This is a genomic window from Actinoplanes sp. NPDC049668 (assembly GCF_044465445.1).
Taxonomy (GTDB): Bacteria; Actinomycetota; Actinomycetes; order Mycobacteriales; family Micromonosporaceae; genus Actinoplanes.
Genome location: NZ_JBITLR010000002.1, coordinates 1,242,495 through 1,258,666 on the forward strand (window position 1 = coordinate 1,242,495; position 16,172 = coordinate 1,258,666).

13 protein-coding genes are annotated in these 16,172 nt (G+C 69.7%); 10 read left to right on the top strand and 3 right to left on the bottom strand.

Annotated elements, in window-relative coordinates; genetic code table 11:
* Positions 1-22 precede the first annotated feature (22 nt).
* The 4 genes from ACIBSW_RS12455 to ACIBSW_RS12470 all read left to right on the top strand — a co-directional run bounded on the left by ACIBSW_RS12455 (position 23) and on the right by ACIBSW_RS12470 (position 3,820).
* Complete coding sequence (locus ACIBSW_RS12455) at positions 23-319, top strand: hypothetical protein (protein ID WP_354717625.1); 297 nt, start codon at positions 23-25, stop codon at positions 317-319.
* Entirely contained in the window at positions 316-915 is a 600-nt protein-coding gene (locus tag ACIBSW_RS12460; protein WP_354717623.1) for an STAS domain-containing protein, read from the top strand. Before ACIBSW_RS12455 ends, ACIBSW_RS12460 begins: the two co-directional genes overlap by 4 nt.
* Before the next feature lie 265 nt (positions 916-1,180).
* Entirely contained in the window at positions 1,181-1,399 is a 219-nt protein-coding gene (locus ACIBSW_RS12465) for a hypothetical protein (RefSeq protein ID WP_354717621.1), read from the top strand.
* A gap of 1,908 nt (positions 1,400-3,307) precedes the next feature.
* A complete protein-coding gene (locus tag ACIBSW_RS12470; protein WP_354717619.1) occupies positions 3,308-3,820 on the top strand; it encodes a hypothetical protein in 513 nt (170 codons plus the stop codon).
* A 1,010-nt stretch (positions 3,821-4,830) separates the two neighbouring features.
* On the opposite strand, the gene ACIBSW_RS12475 is transcribed toward ACIBSW_RS12470, so the two are convergent.
* The 3 genes from ACIBSW_RS12475 to ACIBSW_RS12485 form a co-directional block, all read right to left on the bottom strand.
* Positions 4,831-7,998 (bottom strand): AAA family ATPase, encoded by a 3,168-nt coding sequence (locus ACIBSW_RS12475; RefSeq protein WP_354717617.1) that lies wholly within the window; start codon positions 7,996-7,998, stop codon positions 4,831-4,833.
* A 290-nt stretch (positions 7,999-8,288) separates the two neighbouring features.
* The gene (locus tag ACIBSW_RS12480; protein ID WP_354717615.1) at positions 8,289-9,566 is read right to left on the bottom strand and encodes an MFS transporter; all 1,278 of its coding nucleotides are present in this window, start codon (positions 9,564-9,566) and stop codon (positions 8,289-8,291) included.
* Between the two features lie 309 nt (positions 9,567-9,875).
* Entirely contained in the window at positions 9,876-10,325 is a 450-nt protein-coding gene (locus tag ACIBSW_RS12485) for a hypothetical protein (protein WP_354729060.1), read from the bottom strand.
* Between the two features lie 820 nt (positions 10,326-11,145).
* On the opposite strand from ACIBSW_RS12485, the gene ACIBSW_RS12490 reads away from it, so the two are divergent.
* From ACIBSW_RS12490 to ACIBSW_RS12515, 6 genes are all read left to right on the top strand, one after another.
* On the top strand, positions 11,146-11,688 hold the full coding sequence (locus tag ACIBSW_RS12490; RefSeq protein WP_354729058.1) for a redoxin family protein: 543 nt from the start codon (positions 11,146-11,148) through the stop codon (positions 11,686-11,688).
* The gene (locus ACIBSW_RS12495) at positions 11,688-12,569 is read left to right on the top strand and encodes a cytochrome c biogenesis protein CcdA (RefSeq protein WP_354729056.1); all 882 of its coding nucleotides are present in this window, start codon (positions 11,688-11,690) and stop codon (positions 12,567-12,569) included. The genes ACIBSW_RS12490 and ACIBSW_RS12495 overlap by 1 nt, the downstream gene beginning before the upstream one ends.
* 695 nt (positions 12,570-13,264) lie before the next feature.
* Positions 13,265-13,861, top strand: a complete 597-nt coding sequence (locus ACIBSW_RS12500; protein WP_354729054.1) for a TetR/AcrR family transcriptional regulator — start codon at positions 13,265-13,267, stop codon at positions 13,859-13,861.
* A gap of 73 nt (positions 13,862-13,934) precedes the next feature.
* Complete coding sequence (locus tag ACIBSW_RS12505) at positions 13,935-14,771, top strand: hypothetical protein (RefSeq protein WP_354729052.1); 837 nt, start codon at positions 13,935-13,937, stop codon at positions 14,769-14,771.
* 105 nt (positions 14,772-14,876) lie between these two features.
* A complete protein-coding gene (locus ACIBSW_RS12510) occupies positions 14,877-15,269 on the top strand; it encodes an SgcJ/EcaC family oxidoreductase (RefSeq protein WP_354729051.1) in 393 nt (130 codons plus the stop codon).
* Positions 15,266-16,087, top strand: a complete 822-nt coding sequence (locus ACIBSW_RS12515) for a sigma-70 family RNA polymerase sigma factor (RefSeq protein ID WP_354729049.1) — start codon at positions 15,266-15,268, stop codon at positions 16,085-16,087. Before ACIBSW_RS12510 ends, ACIBSW_RS12515 begins: the two co-directional genes overlap by 4 nt.
* Positions 16,088-16,172: the final 85 nt, after the last annotated feature.

Below are 16,172 nucleotides of genomic sequence, written 5' to 3' on the forward strand. Positions count from 1 at the left end.
ACGCGCCGTAAGGACACCGCTCATGACCGTCAGCAGCCTCGCCACCGCCGTGGCCGTCGGCACCCTCCTGGGCCTCATCGGCCGATGGACCCTCCCTACAGGCCGGCGTATCCCCTTCTGGGTGCCGCTGGCCCTGGCCGTCGGCGCCGCCGTCCTCGGCACCGTGATCGGCCGCCTGGCCGGCATCGACGCCTCCGGCGTCAGCCCCATGGAGGTGATCCTGCAGGTCGTCTTCGCCGGGGCCGCGGTGACCCTGGTCGTGACGACAGCCGAACCACGCCCATCGGAGGGCCGGCACGACGTGGGCGGTGCTCGATGACGGTCGTCGTGGACGGTTCGAGCGCCGAGATCCTCATCTGCGACCAGTGCGGACATGAGGACGCCGCCGGCGAGGCTCTGCACGACAGCGACCTGGTGTGGCCGCTCGTCGCCGAGCGGGGATGGACCGGATCGCCGTTCGCCACGGGAACGCACCTTTGCCCGCCATGCAGCCTGAGCACACCAGCCCAGCCGCCGGCGCCGACGCGGGAGGAACGAGTGCACAGCGCGTCGTACGACATCCGGACCGGCGCCGACGCCGGCGTCCTGGTAATCACACCGCTGACCGACCTCGACGCCGACCTGAGCGAGCGCCTGCGCGGCGACCTCATGGAGGCCGCAGCGTCATACCCGCACATCGTGGTGGATCTGCACGCCGTCCGGTTCATCGACTCATCCGGTCTGGGTCTGTTGGTGCGGGCGAGACAGCGGGCCAGGCAGCGCGAAGCGACGTTCGACCTGGTCGCGCCCTCGCGGTTCGTGCTAACGGTCCTGCACACCATGCGGTTGGAAACGGCGTTCCGCACCTTCTCGGATCTGGCGGTCGCCTCGCAGACGATACGCCGGCAGGCTGCCGGGGCATACCGTGCCAGCTGATCACCGGCCGATCGACACCCCTGCGGCGAGACGACGATCGCGGTGGCCGAGTCCTTGGACGGGCCGGCCGTGCATCCGACGGCACCGGACCGCTGGAGCCGCCGTGGCGCAGAGGCTGCCCCGCCTCGTCGGGATGGCGTTGCTGGTCGTGGTACTTGTCATGGGAGCCCTCGCGGCAACCGCCACTCGGCGCGGGCGGTGACTCGAGCCGCTTCGCGTCGGTCCGAGCCCTGCTGATCGAGGCTGTCTGGGAACGGTGCGGTCTGTGGTGGACGAGTTAAGCCCCGTGCTGGCCAGCGCGGGCAGCACGGACGAAGCGCTGAGTGTGCTGCTGGGTCTGCCCGACACCTACAGCGGCACCGGCCCGGTATCGGCGGTGTACTTCGAGGCGTACCTGGCCGCGACCCGCGATGACGCCCTTTCCGGGTACGACAGTTCCGTGGCAATCGGGCGCCGACGGTATAGCCGCGCCGGTCGCGGGTAACCACGACGTCGACCGATGCCTTCCCGGAGGCCATCGATGACCTGACCACTATGCCGACGTGCCGGGACCTGCTCGCGGCAATGCGCTGAACCACGCAGGCCGGCATGTCTGCCCGCCCACGGCCGCGATCCCGGACAGCGTCCGGGTTTGATCCGATCGAAGGGTGGGCGGGCACCGCCAGCCACGCTTCTTACCGCAACAGCGGCGGCGACGGCGGTGCCCGCCTCCCGCGCTACGGGCCACGAGCCGGGGCCCGGCCGGACATTCAGTCACGCGTCGAAAAGATGCACATCTACACCCGATGAGGCATCTGGGGCGGCCTGCAACCGCTTTCAAGCCGGTCGCGGTTCATCGCCGTCGGCGACACACAGTTGCTCCCACCGCCGCTGCCACTCCGCATCAGACGCCTCTCCCGCCGCCTCCACAAGAGCATTCAGCACGGAGGCGAAGGCCAGTGGCCGGGTGCGAACTCATACCCCGCATGACCCCGCGCCGCTGCGCCCGCAACCGAGCTTCCTCATCAGACCCGCGGGCGAGAACGACGACAGGTATGCCGGCGAACGACGGATGGTCACTCAGATACCGCAGGACGGCACGCCCATCCGAGTCAGGCAGATCGAGATCCAACAGTACGAGATCCGGTAGCGGGCCAGCCCCTTCGCCGGCCCAGCGGTACGAGCCTGCCCGAATCCACCCATCCGCAACGGCTCCAATCTGGGCTGGGGTCAAGGCCCTGACCGACGGAGCCCGCCGGCACGTCATCGCCGCCCTCGACGCCGCCGCGTTCGATGCCGCGCTAGGCGGGTTCCCCGACGTCACGGTCACGACACCCCGCCGGACGAGCAGACAACGCCTACGGTCGGCTGGTGGACGCGGCTCGAGGTGTCGTATGTGTGTGGTGCGGCGGCCCGGTGGTCGTGGTCAGCGAGTCGACTCACCCGTGCGGTGTTCTTGTCCAGCACGGCCGGTGCGCAGATTGCGGCGTCAAGTTGTGGCGGCTGCTGGACGAGCGGCGGGTGCCGATGGCCGTCTCACATGGTTGGTGGATGGCCGCGGCCGATGGCGCCGGGCACACGGCCCACCGAGTATCCCGCATTGCGGATCGCGCGATGCGGCCCAGCAGCCGCCCCGCCAAGCGTACGGACCCGACCCGGCCACGCCGTTGAGGCTCGCGGCGTGAATCCTCCACTTCCGCGCTGCGGCGTCGCCGAGCGCAGACCACAGCTTGGACCGACCCAATCCAGGAACCGAGCGCAGCGGGAGCCGGGCAACACGCCAGGAGACGACGCAGGGGCTCTGCCCTGATGATCGAAGCCGCGCAGAAGATCCCAGCCACGGCTGGCTGGTGTCCAACCGGGCCCGGATCGCTGACGCCGCGGCCGTGTCATCGCCGCCGTCGCGACCGACCGTACGTTGCTCACCCTGGTCTGCTGCGGCCTCCGGGGCGCGCCCGCCATCTTTGTACAGAGCTGTCCGAGGTTATCCGGGTTGACTGCGCTCGCTGTTGTCCCCGCTGGCACAATGCGTACATGGAGCCGCCCCACCCGGTCGATCCGTCATGAGGCGCCTGCACGCCCGTGGGACCGTCCGGCGTGGCCCCGTCACCTCAGGGGTGTACAAGACCCCGGGCAGAGGCCGGACACAAATGTCCGAAAGGGCCTCTGTCCAGGTCATCCACGATCGGTGCCGGGTGCAACGACGCCACATGTGTGCGGACAAGCTTGGGTCTGGCGGCAATGGAATCCAACGTGCAGGCTTGGTCACCGTGCGTAGAACGCGCCGTGGTGACTACACAAAGGTGGCATCGTGATCTGGCAACGAATCTCTCAGCGCCGGTCGCCGGCGGTATCTCGCGGCGACGGCAGGCCGGCCACCCGGCGGATCCCGGGGAGCCGCAAGGAATGCCAGGTGCAGGCGACGCGCACGGCGCCGATGGTCGTACGCGAACCCGAGGCGGCGTGGTGGCGGGTGCAGGCCGACCTCGACGGCTGGGCCTCCGGCGGCGCGACGACGACCGTCGCGGTGCTGGAGGACCGCGACGCCGCCGACGATTCGGTGCTGGCCAGCCTGGCCCGGCTCGCCGTCGCCGACGAACTGCTGGTGGTCTTCGGCGTGGCCGCCGGCGCCTACCCGGCGCAACACCACATGATCACGGGATTGCGCGGCCGGCTGCCCCGGCACGACGTGGTCGCGATGCACGTCCGGCACCGCGGCGCGGCGAGCCACTGGCAGGCCGCCCTCGATCTGTTCCTCGACGCCGGCCGCCTGCCGGTGGTCGTCACCGCAGCGGCCGTCCTGCAGGACGTCACCGCCGAGATCTCGAGCTACGTCCGGGCCGACCGGGTCCTGCGGGTCTTCGGCACCGGCACCGGCGCCGATCTCTACCAGGTGTGGCGCCGGCCCGAGCCGAGCGTCAATTGACGGCTAGGGTGTTTGGAAAGTCAGCGGAGCCACTCGCCGATCGCAGCGACACGGACGGTCGCGAGATTGCGCACCGCTAGCCTGTTGGAGCGGGTAGCCATGGCACGGGGTCGCTTCAGGTGGGTGATACCGCACTCTGCCGCGGACCTCTGCTTGTAGATCTCGCGATCGAAAGCGGGTGGCCGGCCACCCGCCACAGCGCGGCGTAGCCGATGCCCCGCCTGGTCCACGGGCTCGGAGATCGTGGCCTTGATACCGCGCCGGAGCCGAGGGCCTGGAACGCCCCGGCCAGCGCGTCCTGCAGGCCTCAACGGAGGCCAACAGCGCGATCTGGACCGCGTCCACCTCGCGCAGCAGCCGGCCCACGTCCGCGCACAACCCCTCGGCCCGTTCCCATCGGCGGCCAGCAGCGCCTGCGCCACGGCGTCTCGCCCCTCACCCGGCGAGGGCGGGGTATCGCGCTCCCGGAGCCGGTTCGCCACCCCGCTCAGCGTGTCGGACAGGAAGTTGCCACCCATGCCGCCCAGCTGGTTGAGCGCGGCCCCGACCGCCTCGGACGAACCCCGACCGGCACCGACCACCGGAACCACCGCCGAAGCGGTGAGAAACGCCAGAATTCCGTACGGCGTGGCGGTACGGATCCCGGCGCCGGTGCGCCGGCGGGCCTCACGAACCCAGGCGCGGACACCAGCGCGGGCCTGTTCCACCGCAGGCGGATGCGGTGACCGCGCCGCTGATCCATCCGCAGTGGGCATACGCTCCCCGATGATCGAACGTACTCGATGTCACCATCACGGCATCGGGGTCGCCACTCGGCGTAGCCCCGCAACCGCCTCCCGATTGAAACCAGATGCCACGGAAATCGGGCAGGTCCGGTTCGGTGGGCCGCCGAGCAGGATCTCGGCGACACCTGCTCAACGGACGTACGGACCCACGGAAGGTCGAACATGAGGTGCCCTCGGTTCCCGCCCCGAGGTTCGCCACCGGTACTTCCTATCGAGTCTCTTGTGTCAGGGGAGGCGTTCGAGGAGTTGCTCGGTGTGTCGGTTGATGCGGGCGAAGCCGAATTGGTCGGTGATCGCCCTCGCGTCGGTGGCGAGAGTGCGTGCCCGGTCGGGTTCGGCCCCGGCGAGCAGTTCGGCATAGGCGAGTTGGGTACGGGCGACGAACAGGGGTGCTCGCAGGCGGCGGTTGACGGTGAGGGCGAGGTCGTAGGCGGCGGCTGCTTCATCGGTGCGGCCGAGGGTGGCGAGCGTAAGACCGAGTCCGTGGGCGATGGAACCCTCGGTGGTGGCGCCGGTGCTGGCGATCTGGTTTCGCCAGCCATTGAGGATCGGCACGAGTTGGGATGCGGGTGCGGGGAGGGCGAGCCTGTGGCAGAGCTCGGCCCACAGCATCAGGGTCGTCGACCAGAACTGGGGTGCGCTGCCGGCCGTGACGTCGAGGGAGTCGGTGAGTGTTCGGGCATCGGGTTCGCGGCCGAGCTCGTACCACGTGTAGGCGAGACCGGCTCGGAAGACCTGCAGCGTGGGGTTCTCTTCGAGGACCTGCTCGAGGGCCTCGGCCACGTCGGCGAGGCGGTCCTGGGCGCGGCGGATCTGGAAGATCTGGCCGGCGTAGCCGAAGAACGCCTCGGGTTGTCCGGTGGCGACGCCGAGCTCGAATGCCGCATGGGCGGTGGCTTCGGCTGCGTTCAGGTCGCCGTCCAGGAACTGGTGCATCGACTGTGTTTGCAGGTTGGTCCAGCGGACGTATGGTTCCGGGCTGCGCCTGGCGAACGCGTCCCGGATGTGTTTCTCCCGGTTCATGGCGTCCCGGTCGCCGCGTTCGAGTGCGATTTCGTGGTGGGACATCGAGAGCATGCCGCGCAGCTGCGGGTCGCCGGTGCGTTCCGCGGCGGCGATGCCTTCGTGTAGCAGCTGCTCGCGGCGTTCGAGGGCGTCCGGGGTACGCAGCGCGCTTTCGGCGAGGCGCGTGACGTGTGCGATGGTGCGGTCGTCGGCGGCCTCGCGGGCGAGCGTCAGCGCGCGCGAGGCAGCCGTTTCGGCTTGTTCGTCGGACACGCCGTGGATCTCGATGGCGAGAATCGCCTGGAGGTGCGCGCCGTCGGGCCCGCTGGGCCGCACTGTGATCGCGCGTTGCAGGATCTGGATCCGTTCGTCGTCGATCGTCCCGAACCGGCTGACCTCGCCGCGGTTGTTGGCGAGCGCGGCACGGACGAGGAGGTCGTCGTGGTGCAGGTCGATGGCGAGGCGGCCGGCCTGCAGGAGCGTGTCGCGGTGTGCGGGGTCGCCGGTTTGGCGTTGGGCGGTTCCGAGGCCGACGAGGGTTTCGCAGTGCTGCGTCGTGGGGCCGGCCGGGAGGAGGCCGAGGGTTTGGCGATACCAGGTGAGCGCTTCGTCGGGTGCGAGGTGGGCCAGCGCGTAGTCGCCCGCTCGCTGGGCGTACTCGGCGGCCTTGACGCGGTTTTGGGGGGCGATGGCGTGGAGCCAGTGGTGGGCGATCTCGCCGGCCCGTTCGCCCGCGTCGTGGCCGCAACGTCGCTCCAGCGCTACCGCGACCGCCTGGTGGCCGAACGCCCGCGCGGTGGGTTTCAGCTCCGCGTACAGGGTGTGGGCGACGATGGCGTGGGTGAAGGCGAACTGCCCGACGGTGTCGGTGACGAGCGCATTGTCCACGGCCGGCGCGAGGCGCTCGAACGTTCGGGCGGGGTCTTCGCCGAGCAGCTCGGCGAGCAGGCCGAGCTCGAAATCCCGACCGATGACCGATGCGGTGTCGAGTGCCCTACGAGTTTCGGGTCCGAGGCGCTGGACGCGGCGGCCCACGACTTCGCGGACGCTGACGGGCAGCCCTCGGGTCTGCAGGTGGGCCGGAGCCGCCCAGCGGCCGTTGTCTTGTTGGCTGATGGCTCCGGTCTCGGTGAGATGCCGGAGGATCTCGGTGACGAAGAACGGATTGCCTTCCGTCTCGGCCCGCAACACGTCCCGGAGCGCGAGGCCGTCGTGGTCCATCTCGTGGCCCGCGACTGTTTCCAGGAGGCCGAGCACCTCGCTGTCGTCGAGGCCACGCAAGGCCAACCGGGTGGTGCCCGGTTCGCGATGGGTCGCGGCCAACAACGCGGTCAGCGGATGCGAGGCGTCGATATCGGAATCCCGGAACGTCGCGATCACCAGCACCGGTGTCGCCAGGGCCTGCGCGACAAGGTGGCGTAAGAGTGCGAGCGTCTGCACGTCCGCCCAATGCAGATCGTCGAGCACGACGAGTGCCGGCTTTCCACGTACCGCTACGGCGTCGAATACGTCGATGACCGAGCTGTAGAGCGCGAAACGGGCCGAGTCCGATTCCAGGTCCACCGCGCCCGCACCACCCAGCAGCGGTGCGAGTGCCTCGTGGCGACCGGCGAGGACGTCGGGGACGACGTGGTCGAGACTGGTCAGCACCTCCCGCCAGGGCTGATACGGAATCGACAACTCCTCATCACAACGCCCGTACAGCACCACCGCCTGGCGCTGCGCCGTAGCCGCGAACACCGAACACAGCGTCGTTTTGCCGATCCCGGCCTCTCCGTTCACCAATACCGTCCGGCGCTGTCCCGAGGCGATGACCTCCTTCCACACGTCCGCGAGCACCGCGCGCTCGCGCTCTCGGCCGGAGAACCCCAGACCCGAGGACGCCGCCAGCCGAGCAGGTAGGGCGATGTCACGTTCTGACTCCGGCCCGGCCCCGGCCGTCGTCTGTATGACCGTCCCGATGAACTGGTAGCCGCGGCGATAGACGGTGCGGATCAGTCGCTGTTCCTTGCCGGCATCACCGATCGCCAGGCGGATGGTCCGGAGCACCGTGGTGACCGCCGCCTCGCTCACGAAGCGATCGCCCCACACCGTGTCGAGAAGCTCCTCCTTGGACACGACCCGGTCGCGATGCGAGATCAGGTAATGGAGGACATCGAACGCCCGAGGCTCGAGCGGGATGCGGTCGCCCGCGAGTCGGAGTTCGTAGCAGGAGGTATCAAGCTCGAATCCGTCGAAACGGTACGGAGCTCCACCCACGATGCGGACGCTACCACTCAAGCTCGTCAAAGGCCGCAGTGCGGTCGACGACGCCGACGGTGCCAACGGAGACCGTCGAGCGCTGCGCGAGAAGGAGGCTGGTTGAGCCAATTCGAGATCGTCGGCCATCTCAGTGAGGGTGTGGCCGCCCGGGGAAGCGCTCGGAGCGGCCGCTGTCCCGGTTGTCGAACCGCATGACGCGCAAGCCAGCGTCGGCGAGCCGCCAATAGAACCCCGGCTGCCGGCCGACCGGCTTGGCGTCCGTCCCTGTACGAGCAGGACCGGCGGAGCACCGGGTCGCCTGCATGGCGTCGGCCACGGAGATCCTGTCCGCGGTGGTCAGGATGCGTTCAGGGAAGCCGCAGTGCGGTCATGACCTGCATCCGGGCGCGGGGATGTTCGGCGGGGCGGGTAACGGGTCACCGGATGCTGCGGATGCGGAGCATCAGCACGCCCGATGCCGCCGCGCAGAGGGCGCCGAAGACGAACAGCGTGGGGTAGCCGCCGCCCCAGGTGATCACCGCGCCGGCCACCGCGCCGGCGAGCAGCTGGGGCAGGCCGGTGGCCACCTGCAGGATGCCCAGGTCGCGGCCCTCGCTGTCGGCGTCGGGCAGCACCAGGGACATGACCGCCAGGTCGATGGCGAAGTAGGTGCCGATCGAGGCCCCCAGGCACGCGGAGTAGATCAGCATCCCGGTCCAGGTCGGCATGACGAGCGGGATCGTCATCGACGCGGCGACGCCGAGGGCGCTCACCCCGACGAACAGCTTGCGACGGTCCACCCTGTCGGCGATCCAGCCCGCGAGAGTGGCAACGACCACCCAGACCACAATGCTCAGCGTCAGCATGGTGCTCACCGCCGCCGCGACGTCGCCGTCGGGCACATTGCCGGCGCCGATGTAGTCCTGCAGCGTGTAGTAGGCGTAGCCGCTGACCACGAAGTACGACGCGAAGAGCATGAACCGGCTGACGAAGGCCAACCGGAAGTCCCGGGTGGCGAACGCGGCGAAGAAGGACCGGAACGACTCCCCCAGCCTTCCCCGACTCCGCACAGCGGCCGGCAGGTCGCGCGCCGAGCCCTCCCGGGCACCGACCAGCAGCAGCGCGGTGGTGACCAGCAGAACCGCGGCGATCACGGCGTAGGCGGCCAGTTGGCCCACCCGGCTTGCCACCTGGACTCCGAAGACGACGCCGACCGGGGTGCCCATCCCGATGACCGCCGACGCCAGGCCACGACGGTTCTGCGGAATGCGGTCGGGCAGGATCGCCGTGATCGCGCCCGAGTAGAAGTTCGCCGCGAACCACAGCACCACGGTGGTCGCGATCAGTCCTGGCAGGTTGTTGGCCAACCCCATGAGGATGCAGGCGACGGCCGAGACCACCGCGGCCGCGGCGATCCACGGCGTCCGGCGCCCGTAGCGGGAGCGGGTACGGTCGGAGATCGCGCCCCCGGCGGGGATGGCGACCATCGACGCGACGGCCGCAAGTGTGGTGAGCAGGGCGAGGTTGCCGACCTTCGACGCCGGGTCCACCTCCTCCACCTGGGCCGGGAGGATGACCAACGAGATGCCGTTGAACAGCGCGTACATGGCCGCCGTAGCCGGGAAGAGCAGCGCGAGTAGGCGGCCGACTCGCGGTCGTGACGCCGGTTCGCCGTCGGCGATAACCAGCTGACGAATGGGACGGACGTTGGTCATGAGGCCATCATCCTGCGGCGAGACGCGGAGGAAAAACGCGCACTGAACGCCATACAGAGGCTTTGTGGCTGAAATTACGGACGGGAGCCATCCCGGCGAGCCGACGCACTACGTCGCGAGGCGACGCAAGACCTGGAGGGTATACGGAACACGCCGTTGTCCGGTACGTACCGGACAACGGCGCCGGCCGGAGTTCCTCACCACCGTCGATGACGCCCTTGCGGACGGCGGCCACCCGTCCGGTGGTGCGCTGATGCGGCACAAGGGGCCGCCCGCGCCGCAGGCGACCCCTTGTGTGCTACCTCAAACTCACTGACCGAAGTGGATGTCGCAGTCGGTCGCACCAGAGGTAGCGATGGTGTCGTACAGGGCGGCCACGGTGACGTCGTTGCCCGTCGTGTCGAACGTGTGGTTACTCTTCCTCTTGATCTTGACAGTGTTGGTCTGGGTACGGATCGTGGCGGAGCCCACGCGGAGGTCGCACGTCCATTGGACGTTGCGAAGGGCAGGACGGCCGTTGCGAGTGTCCGAGTAGATGTTCCAGTCGCCGTTAGGCCGGACCGTGAACTTCACCTGGCCCGAGACGTCGCTGTTGTTCTCGTTGCCGAGGAACTCGACACGGTCCGCGAACGTCGCCCTCTGCAGACTCGCGGCGTTGGCGGGGGCCGCCCCCATGAGCAGGGAGCTGGCCGTGATTCCGGTGGCGGCGACCAGCGCGAGACCGCGGGACATACGCCTACGGTCGATGATCTTCAGCATTGCAGAGTCCATTCGTCAGTGGTTGCTTCCTGGTGGTCACACCCGAGCGGGTCCCCCGTTCGCGGCGTTGGGTCGAGTATCGAGACCTTCACGTACTCGATGCTTGAGGAAGTCGTGGGCACGGGCTGCGGGATTTCTGAGGAACCCCCGAGGTCCTTGCGGACAGCGTGAGAGAAGACCCGGGACGCGGAGTTGGCGTTCTCACCGCCACACCGCCGCCACGGTAGTGGCGCTCCCAACAACGAGACGGACCGCACAGCCGAGCTACGCGCCTCGATATCGCTGGCCGGATGCCGTCCGCCCCGCACTCGCCCACCATTCGACCAGCCGCGCCCAGTACGTGCCGTAGGCGCGGGAGCGACGCCTGGACCGGCCGCGGCGACCACCGTCGACTGGTATCCACTATCCACGGACCGTCGGCCACCGGCTCGTGTCGACGGCGCGGCAACGGCCGCCTCGAGCTGGGTGAACGCGGCAGACCGTCACCAGGAAGGTCCGGTGGCGGAAGTAGACACACGCCGGCCCGTCATCAGCACCTTGCCAGGCGCCCGACCCGCCGATCCCGGCCGGCACCCTGGCCTCGGCCGCCCGCTAACTGGATCTGGCCACCGCAATCGCTGAGGCATACCGATCCGAGCCGCACTATCGAGCACCGGACGATGTCTGGCGGGCCCTGCAGCAGGGCTGCCCGCTTTTGACCGGCTGGACAGGTCGAGCATCGCCGCGTCGGCAACGACACCGGTTCGTAAGATTTGACGGCCGTGGCCGCTTGTAGGGTCTGGTGGTGGTCATCCGCCGTCTCGTTCTGCCGCTCGTCGCCGTGTCTGCCGCAGTAGCGCTGCTGGCCGGGTGCGTCGACGATCCCGCGCCGCCCGCCGCGCCGCCCGCGACGGTTGATGCTGCGAGGTCGTCCACCACCGGCCCGGCCGCGACGGGCACCGCACCCTCCGCGACCGGGGCCGTGCCGTCCACGCTGGCGTTCACCGCGAGGACCGTGTCCGGTGCGGAGTTCGACGGTGCCACCCTTGCGGGGCGGCCGACGGTGTTGTGGTTCTGGGCGCCGTGGTGCCCGACGTGCGCCGGTCAGGCCAAGGGCGTCAAGGCCACCGCCGAGCAGTTGGCCGGGAAGGTCAACGTGGTGGGTGTCGGGGGTCTGGACGACGAGTCGGCGATGCGGCGGTTCATCGGCGAGTGGAAGCTCGACGGGGTACCGCACCTGTCGGACGAGGCAGGTGCGGTCTGGAGGAAGTTTGCGGTGACGTCGCAGAGCACGTTTGTGCTGCTGGACAGCCGCGGAGCGGTGGTGCACAAGGGTGTCCTCAACGGCGACGATCTGCTCGGCCGCGCCAGTGCGCTGACCTGATGGGCGACCTCGGGCTCGCTCTCGCGGCCGGGCTTGTCGCGGCGATCAATCCGTGCGGGTTCGCGTTGCTACCGGTGTACTTGTCGCTACTGATCGTCAGTGACGACCGCCCGAGCCGGAGCCTCGCGGTGCGGCGGGCGCTCGGCGCAACCGCCGCGATGACGGCCGGGTTCGTCGCCGTGTTCGGCACCGTGGGGCTCGTCATCTCACCGGTCGCGAATCTGCTGTACCGGTATCTGCCGTGGTTCACCGTCGGGTTCGGGCTCCTGCTGGTGCTCCTCGCCGGATGGCTGATCGCCGGCCGGACGCTGCCGTCTTTCGGGCTGCGCCCGGCGCGCGGACCGAAGGTCCGCCGGTCGACCGGGTCGATGGTGCTGTTCGGCGCCGGGTACGCGCTGGCGTCGTTGTCGTGCACGATCGCGCCGTTCCTGGCGATCGTCGTCTCCAGCTTCCGCGCCGGATCAGTGGTAGCCGGTGCCTCGCTGTTCGTCGCCTACGCCGCTGGCATGGGACTTCTCGTCGGTGCGGCCGCGCTCGCCGTGGCGCTGGCCCGCCCGGCGGCCGTCACCCGGCTGCGCAGGTTCGGCCCGGCGATGTCCCGCCTCGCCGGGGTGGTGCTGCTACTCGCCGGCGGCTACGTCGCCTACTACGGCTGGTACGAACTGCGCGGCAACGTCGACGACCCCATCATCGCCGCCGCGCAGAGCCTGCAACGCTCACTGGTGCAGGTGGTCGAAGGGTCCGGTGCGGTGTGGATCGCGGTGCTCTTCGGCCTGCTCCTGCTCGGCACCGTAGTTGCGGGCGCCGTCCGCGCCGGCCGGGCCAGCCGAACCGCCGGTGCCGCGCAGCAGACCGGTGACCAACGAGCGGATCAACACTGAGCCGCTGTGGTGCGCTGGTCCGACACCGACACCTCCTGGCACGCGACCGGCTCCTGATTCCCGGTCCACCGGCTGAGGTATTAGCCCGCAGGACGGGTTCGCCGAACGGGGATCGACTTCGGAAATGGCCTTGGCTATGCGGTCGGGTTCGTGGGCGAGGTTGAGGACTCGGTCCCCGCCGACGACGATCGTGTCGAGTTCAGTGGCGGTGGCGCCGGCCCGGGCCGCGACGTTGATGCCGATGGCGATGCTGGTGAGCATGGCCGGTAGCAGCGCCGCCGTGCCAGGGGCCAGTTCGCCAAGTTCGAGGGCCCGCCGGCCCGTCCGGCTCGCCGCTGCGGGGCACGAAGCCGCCGTTCAGCGCGTGCACGAGCCCGAGGACCGAAACTACGTGCGCCGCATCGTCGGCTCCAAGCCGGGGTCGACATCTCCGGGTTCTTCCGCGACGCCTTCCCATTCGGGTCGGACACCGAGCAGCGCGGTCGGATACCGCTCGGCGTTCGCCTTCTCCTGCGCCCTTCACCCGCCACCACGGCCAGCCGGTACCGCTCCACTCCACCGGCGGAAGTCCGCAGCAACACCTCGCCGGCAAACCTTCATTGCCCGGCCCGCGCGGTAGGAGGTCGCCGAACCATTGTTGACTGAACGGTCAAGTGCGGCTAATTTTGACTGCACGGTCAACAACGGAGGTGGTGATGGCGAAAGACACCCGTGAACGCATCGTCGCGACCGCGCGCGATCTAGTGCACGGTGCGTCCCTGGCGCAGGTCAGCACCGAGGACGTCTGCCGCGCGGCCGGGGTGCACAAGGGGAGCCTGTATCACTTCTTCCCCTCCAAGGAGGCGCTCGGCATGGCCGTGCTGGAGCGGAACTGGGCATTGATGAGCGCGGTGCTGGACGAGGCGTTCGTCGACGACGTGCCGCCGCTGGCGCGGATCGACCGGTTCGTCGACAGCTTCGCGGAGCGGCTGAGCTTGATGCGCGACGCGATGGGCGGGGTCACCCCCGGCTGCCCGCTCGGCGGTCTCGTCGGAGAGCTCGCCGGCCACGGCGACGAGCCCCGCACCCACGCGGCCCGAATCCTGCACGCCTGGACCCAGTACTTCACCGACGCCATCAGCGAGGCGAAAGGCCGTGGCGACGTCGACCCGGCGGTCGAGACGGGTCCCGCCGCGACGCGCCTGCTCGCCCATTTGCAAGGGCTGGCCCTGCTGGCCAAGGCCTACGACGACCCGCGCCTCGTCCTGCAAGCCAAGAAGGACTTCCGGCAGCTGCTCGCCGCTCCCCGCTGAACCCGCGGGCCGTGTCGACGGCCCTTCTCATGGCCCAACATTTGACCGATCAGTCAACTCGGAAGGATCTTCCATGATCGCACCAACCGTTCGCGCGGACGCCCGCGCCGCTGACGCCTACCGGTTCACGCGCTTCGGCTCGGCGCTGCTCCTCGACGACCTGACGTTCGACCGGGACGCTCCGGGCCCTGGTGACCGGGTGCCGGCGTTCGACCTCGTCACCCTCGACGGCGGCCGGTACCGTGACACCGAACTCGGCCCGCTGCCGGTGCTGATGGTGTTCGGCTCCCGCACCTGCCCGGTCACCGAGAGCGCCGGCCCGGTTCTGCGCCGGCTGCACGCGCTGTTCGGCGCCCGGGTCCGGTTCGTGCTCGTCAACACCCGCGAGGCGCACCCCGGCGACGTCTTCGGCCAGCCGCAGACGTTCGCCGAGAAACGCGTCCACGCCGCGGAGTTGCGCGACCACCACGGCATCGATTTTGAGATTGCCGTGGACGACATCGACGGGCGGCTGCACCGGGCGATGAGCCCGAAACCCAACTCGGCCTACCTCATCGACCCGTCCGGCGTCATCCGGCACCGGGCCCACTGGGCCAACGACGAGCACTCCCTGCGCACCGCGCTGACCGACCTGACCGCCGGTCGTGTCCCGGCGCGTGGACGCAGCCGCGCCATGGTCGGGCCGCTGATGCGCGCTGTCGGGCACCTACCCGGCATCGTGCGGTTCGCCGGCCGCCGAGTCGAACGCGACGTGTGGCTCGCCGCGCCACCCCTCGCGGTGCTCGGCCGGATGTCCCGGCTGTTCGGCCGGCTCCCGGTCGACCGCCGCGGACCCGCCGCCGCCGTGATCCTCGCACTCACGGCCGCGGCCGTCGTGTCGACGATCGCGGTGCTGTTCGCGACGCGGTGACGCAGCCCGTGACGCGGAGACGGAAAGTCGGCGTGGTCCGGCGGTCACAATCATGCAAGCCGGTCGTCCAACCCAGGTGAGGACAACCTGACGGGAGAGGCCACCATGACCACCACCGCGTCAAGCCCGCAGCACCTGATGTCGCTGTTCGCCGAACGGGCCGCCGCCGGCGACGTCGACGGGCTGCTGGCCCTGTACGAACCGGACGCCGTGTTCGAGCCGCAACCAGGCACCTCGCTGCGGGGCCCGGAACAGATCCGTGCCGCGCTCGACGGGTTCGCCGCGATGCGGCCCAGGATCGAATACATCGGCGCGGGCGGCTGCGTCATCGTCGATGACATCGCCCTGGTGTCGAACACGTGGACCATGGCCGCGCCCCTGCCGGACGGCGGCAGCCACCGCGATGGTGGGGTGAGCGCCGACGTGCTGCGCCGCCAGGATGACGGGTCGTGGCTGATCCTGATCGACCAGCCTCGCGGTACCGTCACCACCACATGAGACCGGTCGACCAGCACGACGAGGACGAGTCGCTCGAGCTGCTCGCCGCCGCCGCGAACCACGGTGACAGCCGGGCGCTGGAGCGGCTCGTCCGCGCCGTCCACGACCGGGTCTACCGGCTCGCGCTGCGCATGACCGCACGGCCGCCGGACGCGCAGGACGCCACCCAGGAGATCCTGATCCGCGTCATCACCCGGCTGTCCACCTACCGCGGCGACGCGGCGTTCACCACCTGGGTGCACCGCGTCGCGGTCAACTACCTGATGGACCGCTCCAAAAGCTGCGTCGAACGGATGGAGATGACCTTCGACCGGTTCGCCGCCGACCTGCTCGACGGGCTGTCGGCTGGGCCCAGCGCCGCCCCGGACGCCGCCCTGCTCGAACGGGAGGTCCAACTCGCCTGCACTCACGCCCTGCTGACCTGCCTGGACCGCGAACACCGCATCGCATACATCCTCGGGGAGATCCTCGGCGTCAACTCCGACGACGGCGCCTATATCTGCGACGTGCCGGCAGCCACCTACCGCAAACGGCTGTCCCGTGCTCGGCAGCGCGTCCGCGACCATCTGAGCGCGCACTGCGGCCTGGTCACCGAAAGCGCGGCCTGCCGGTGCCCGCGCCGGGTCGACGCCGCCCTGCGGCACGGCCGGATCGAGCGAACCCGGCTGGAATTCGCCGACCTCGACCAGGTCAACGAACGGGTGGCCGGCCTGCACGACGCCGGACAGCTATTGCGGGCGCTGCCCGCCGCCGTGCCCGCCGAGTCTCGCGAGCGGATCAGCAAACTGCTGGCGACCTCCGGCCTCGAGCACCTCTAAATAGCGGCCGGAACCTTGACACCGGCCACGCAGTGCTCGCATCTGTTCTTCACATCGTCGGCGGCTACTGTGGCGCCGTCGCATC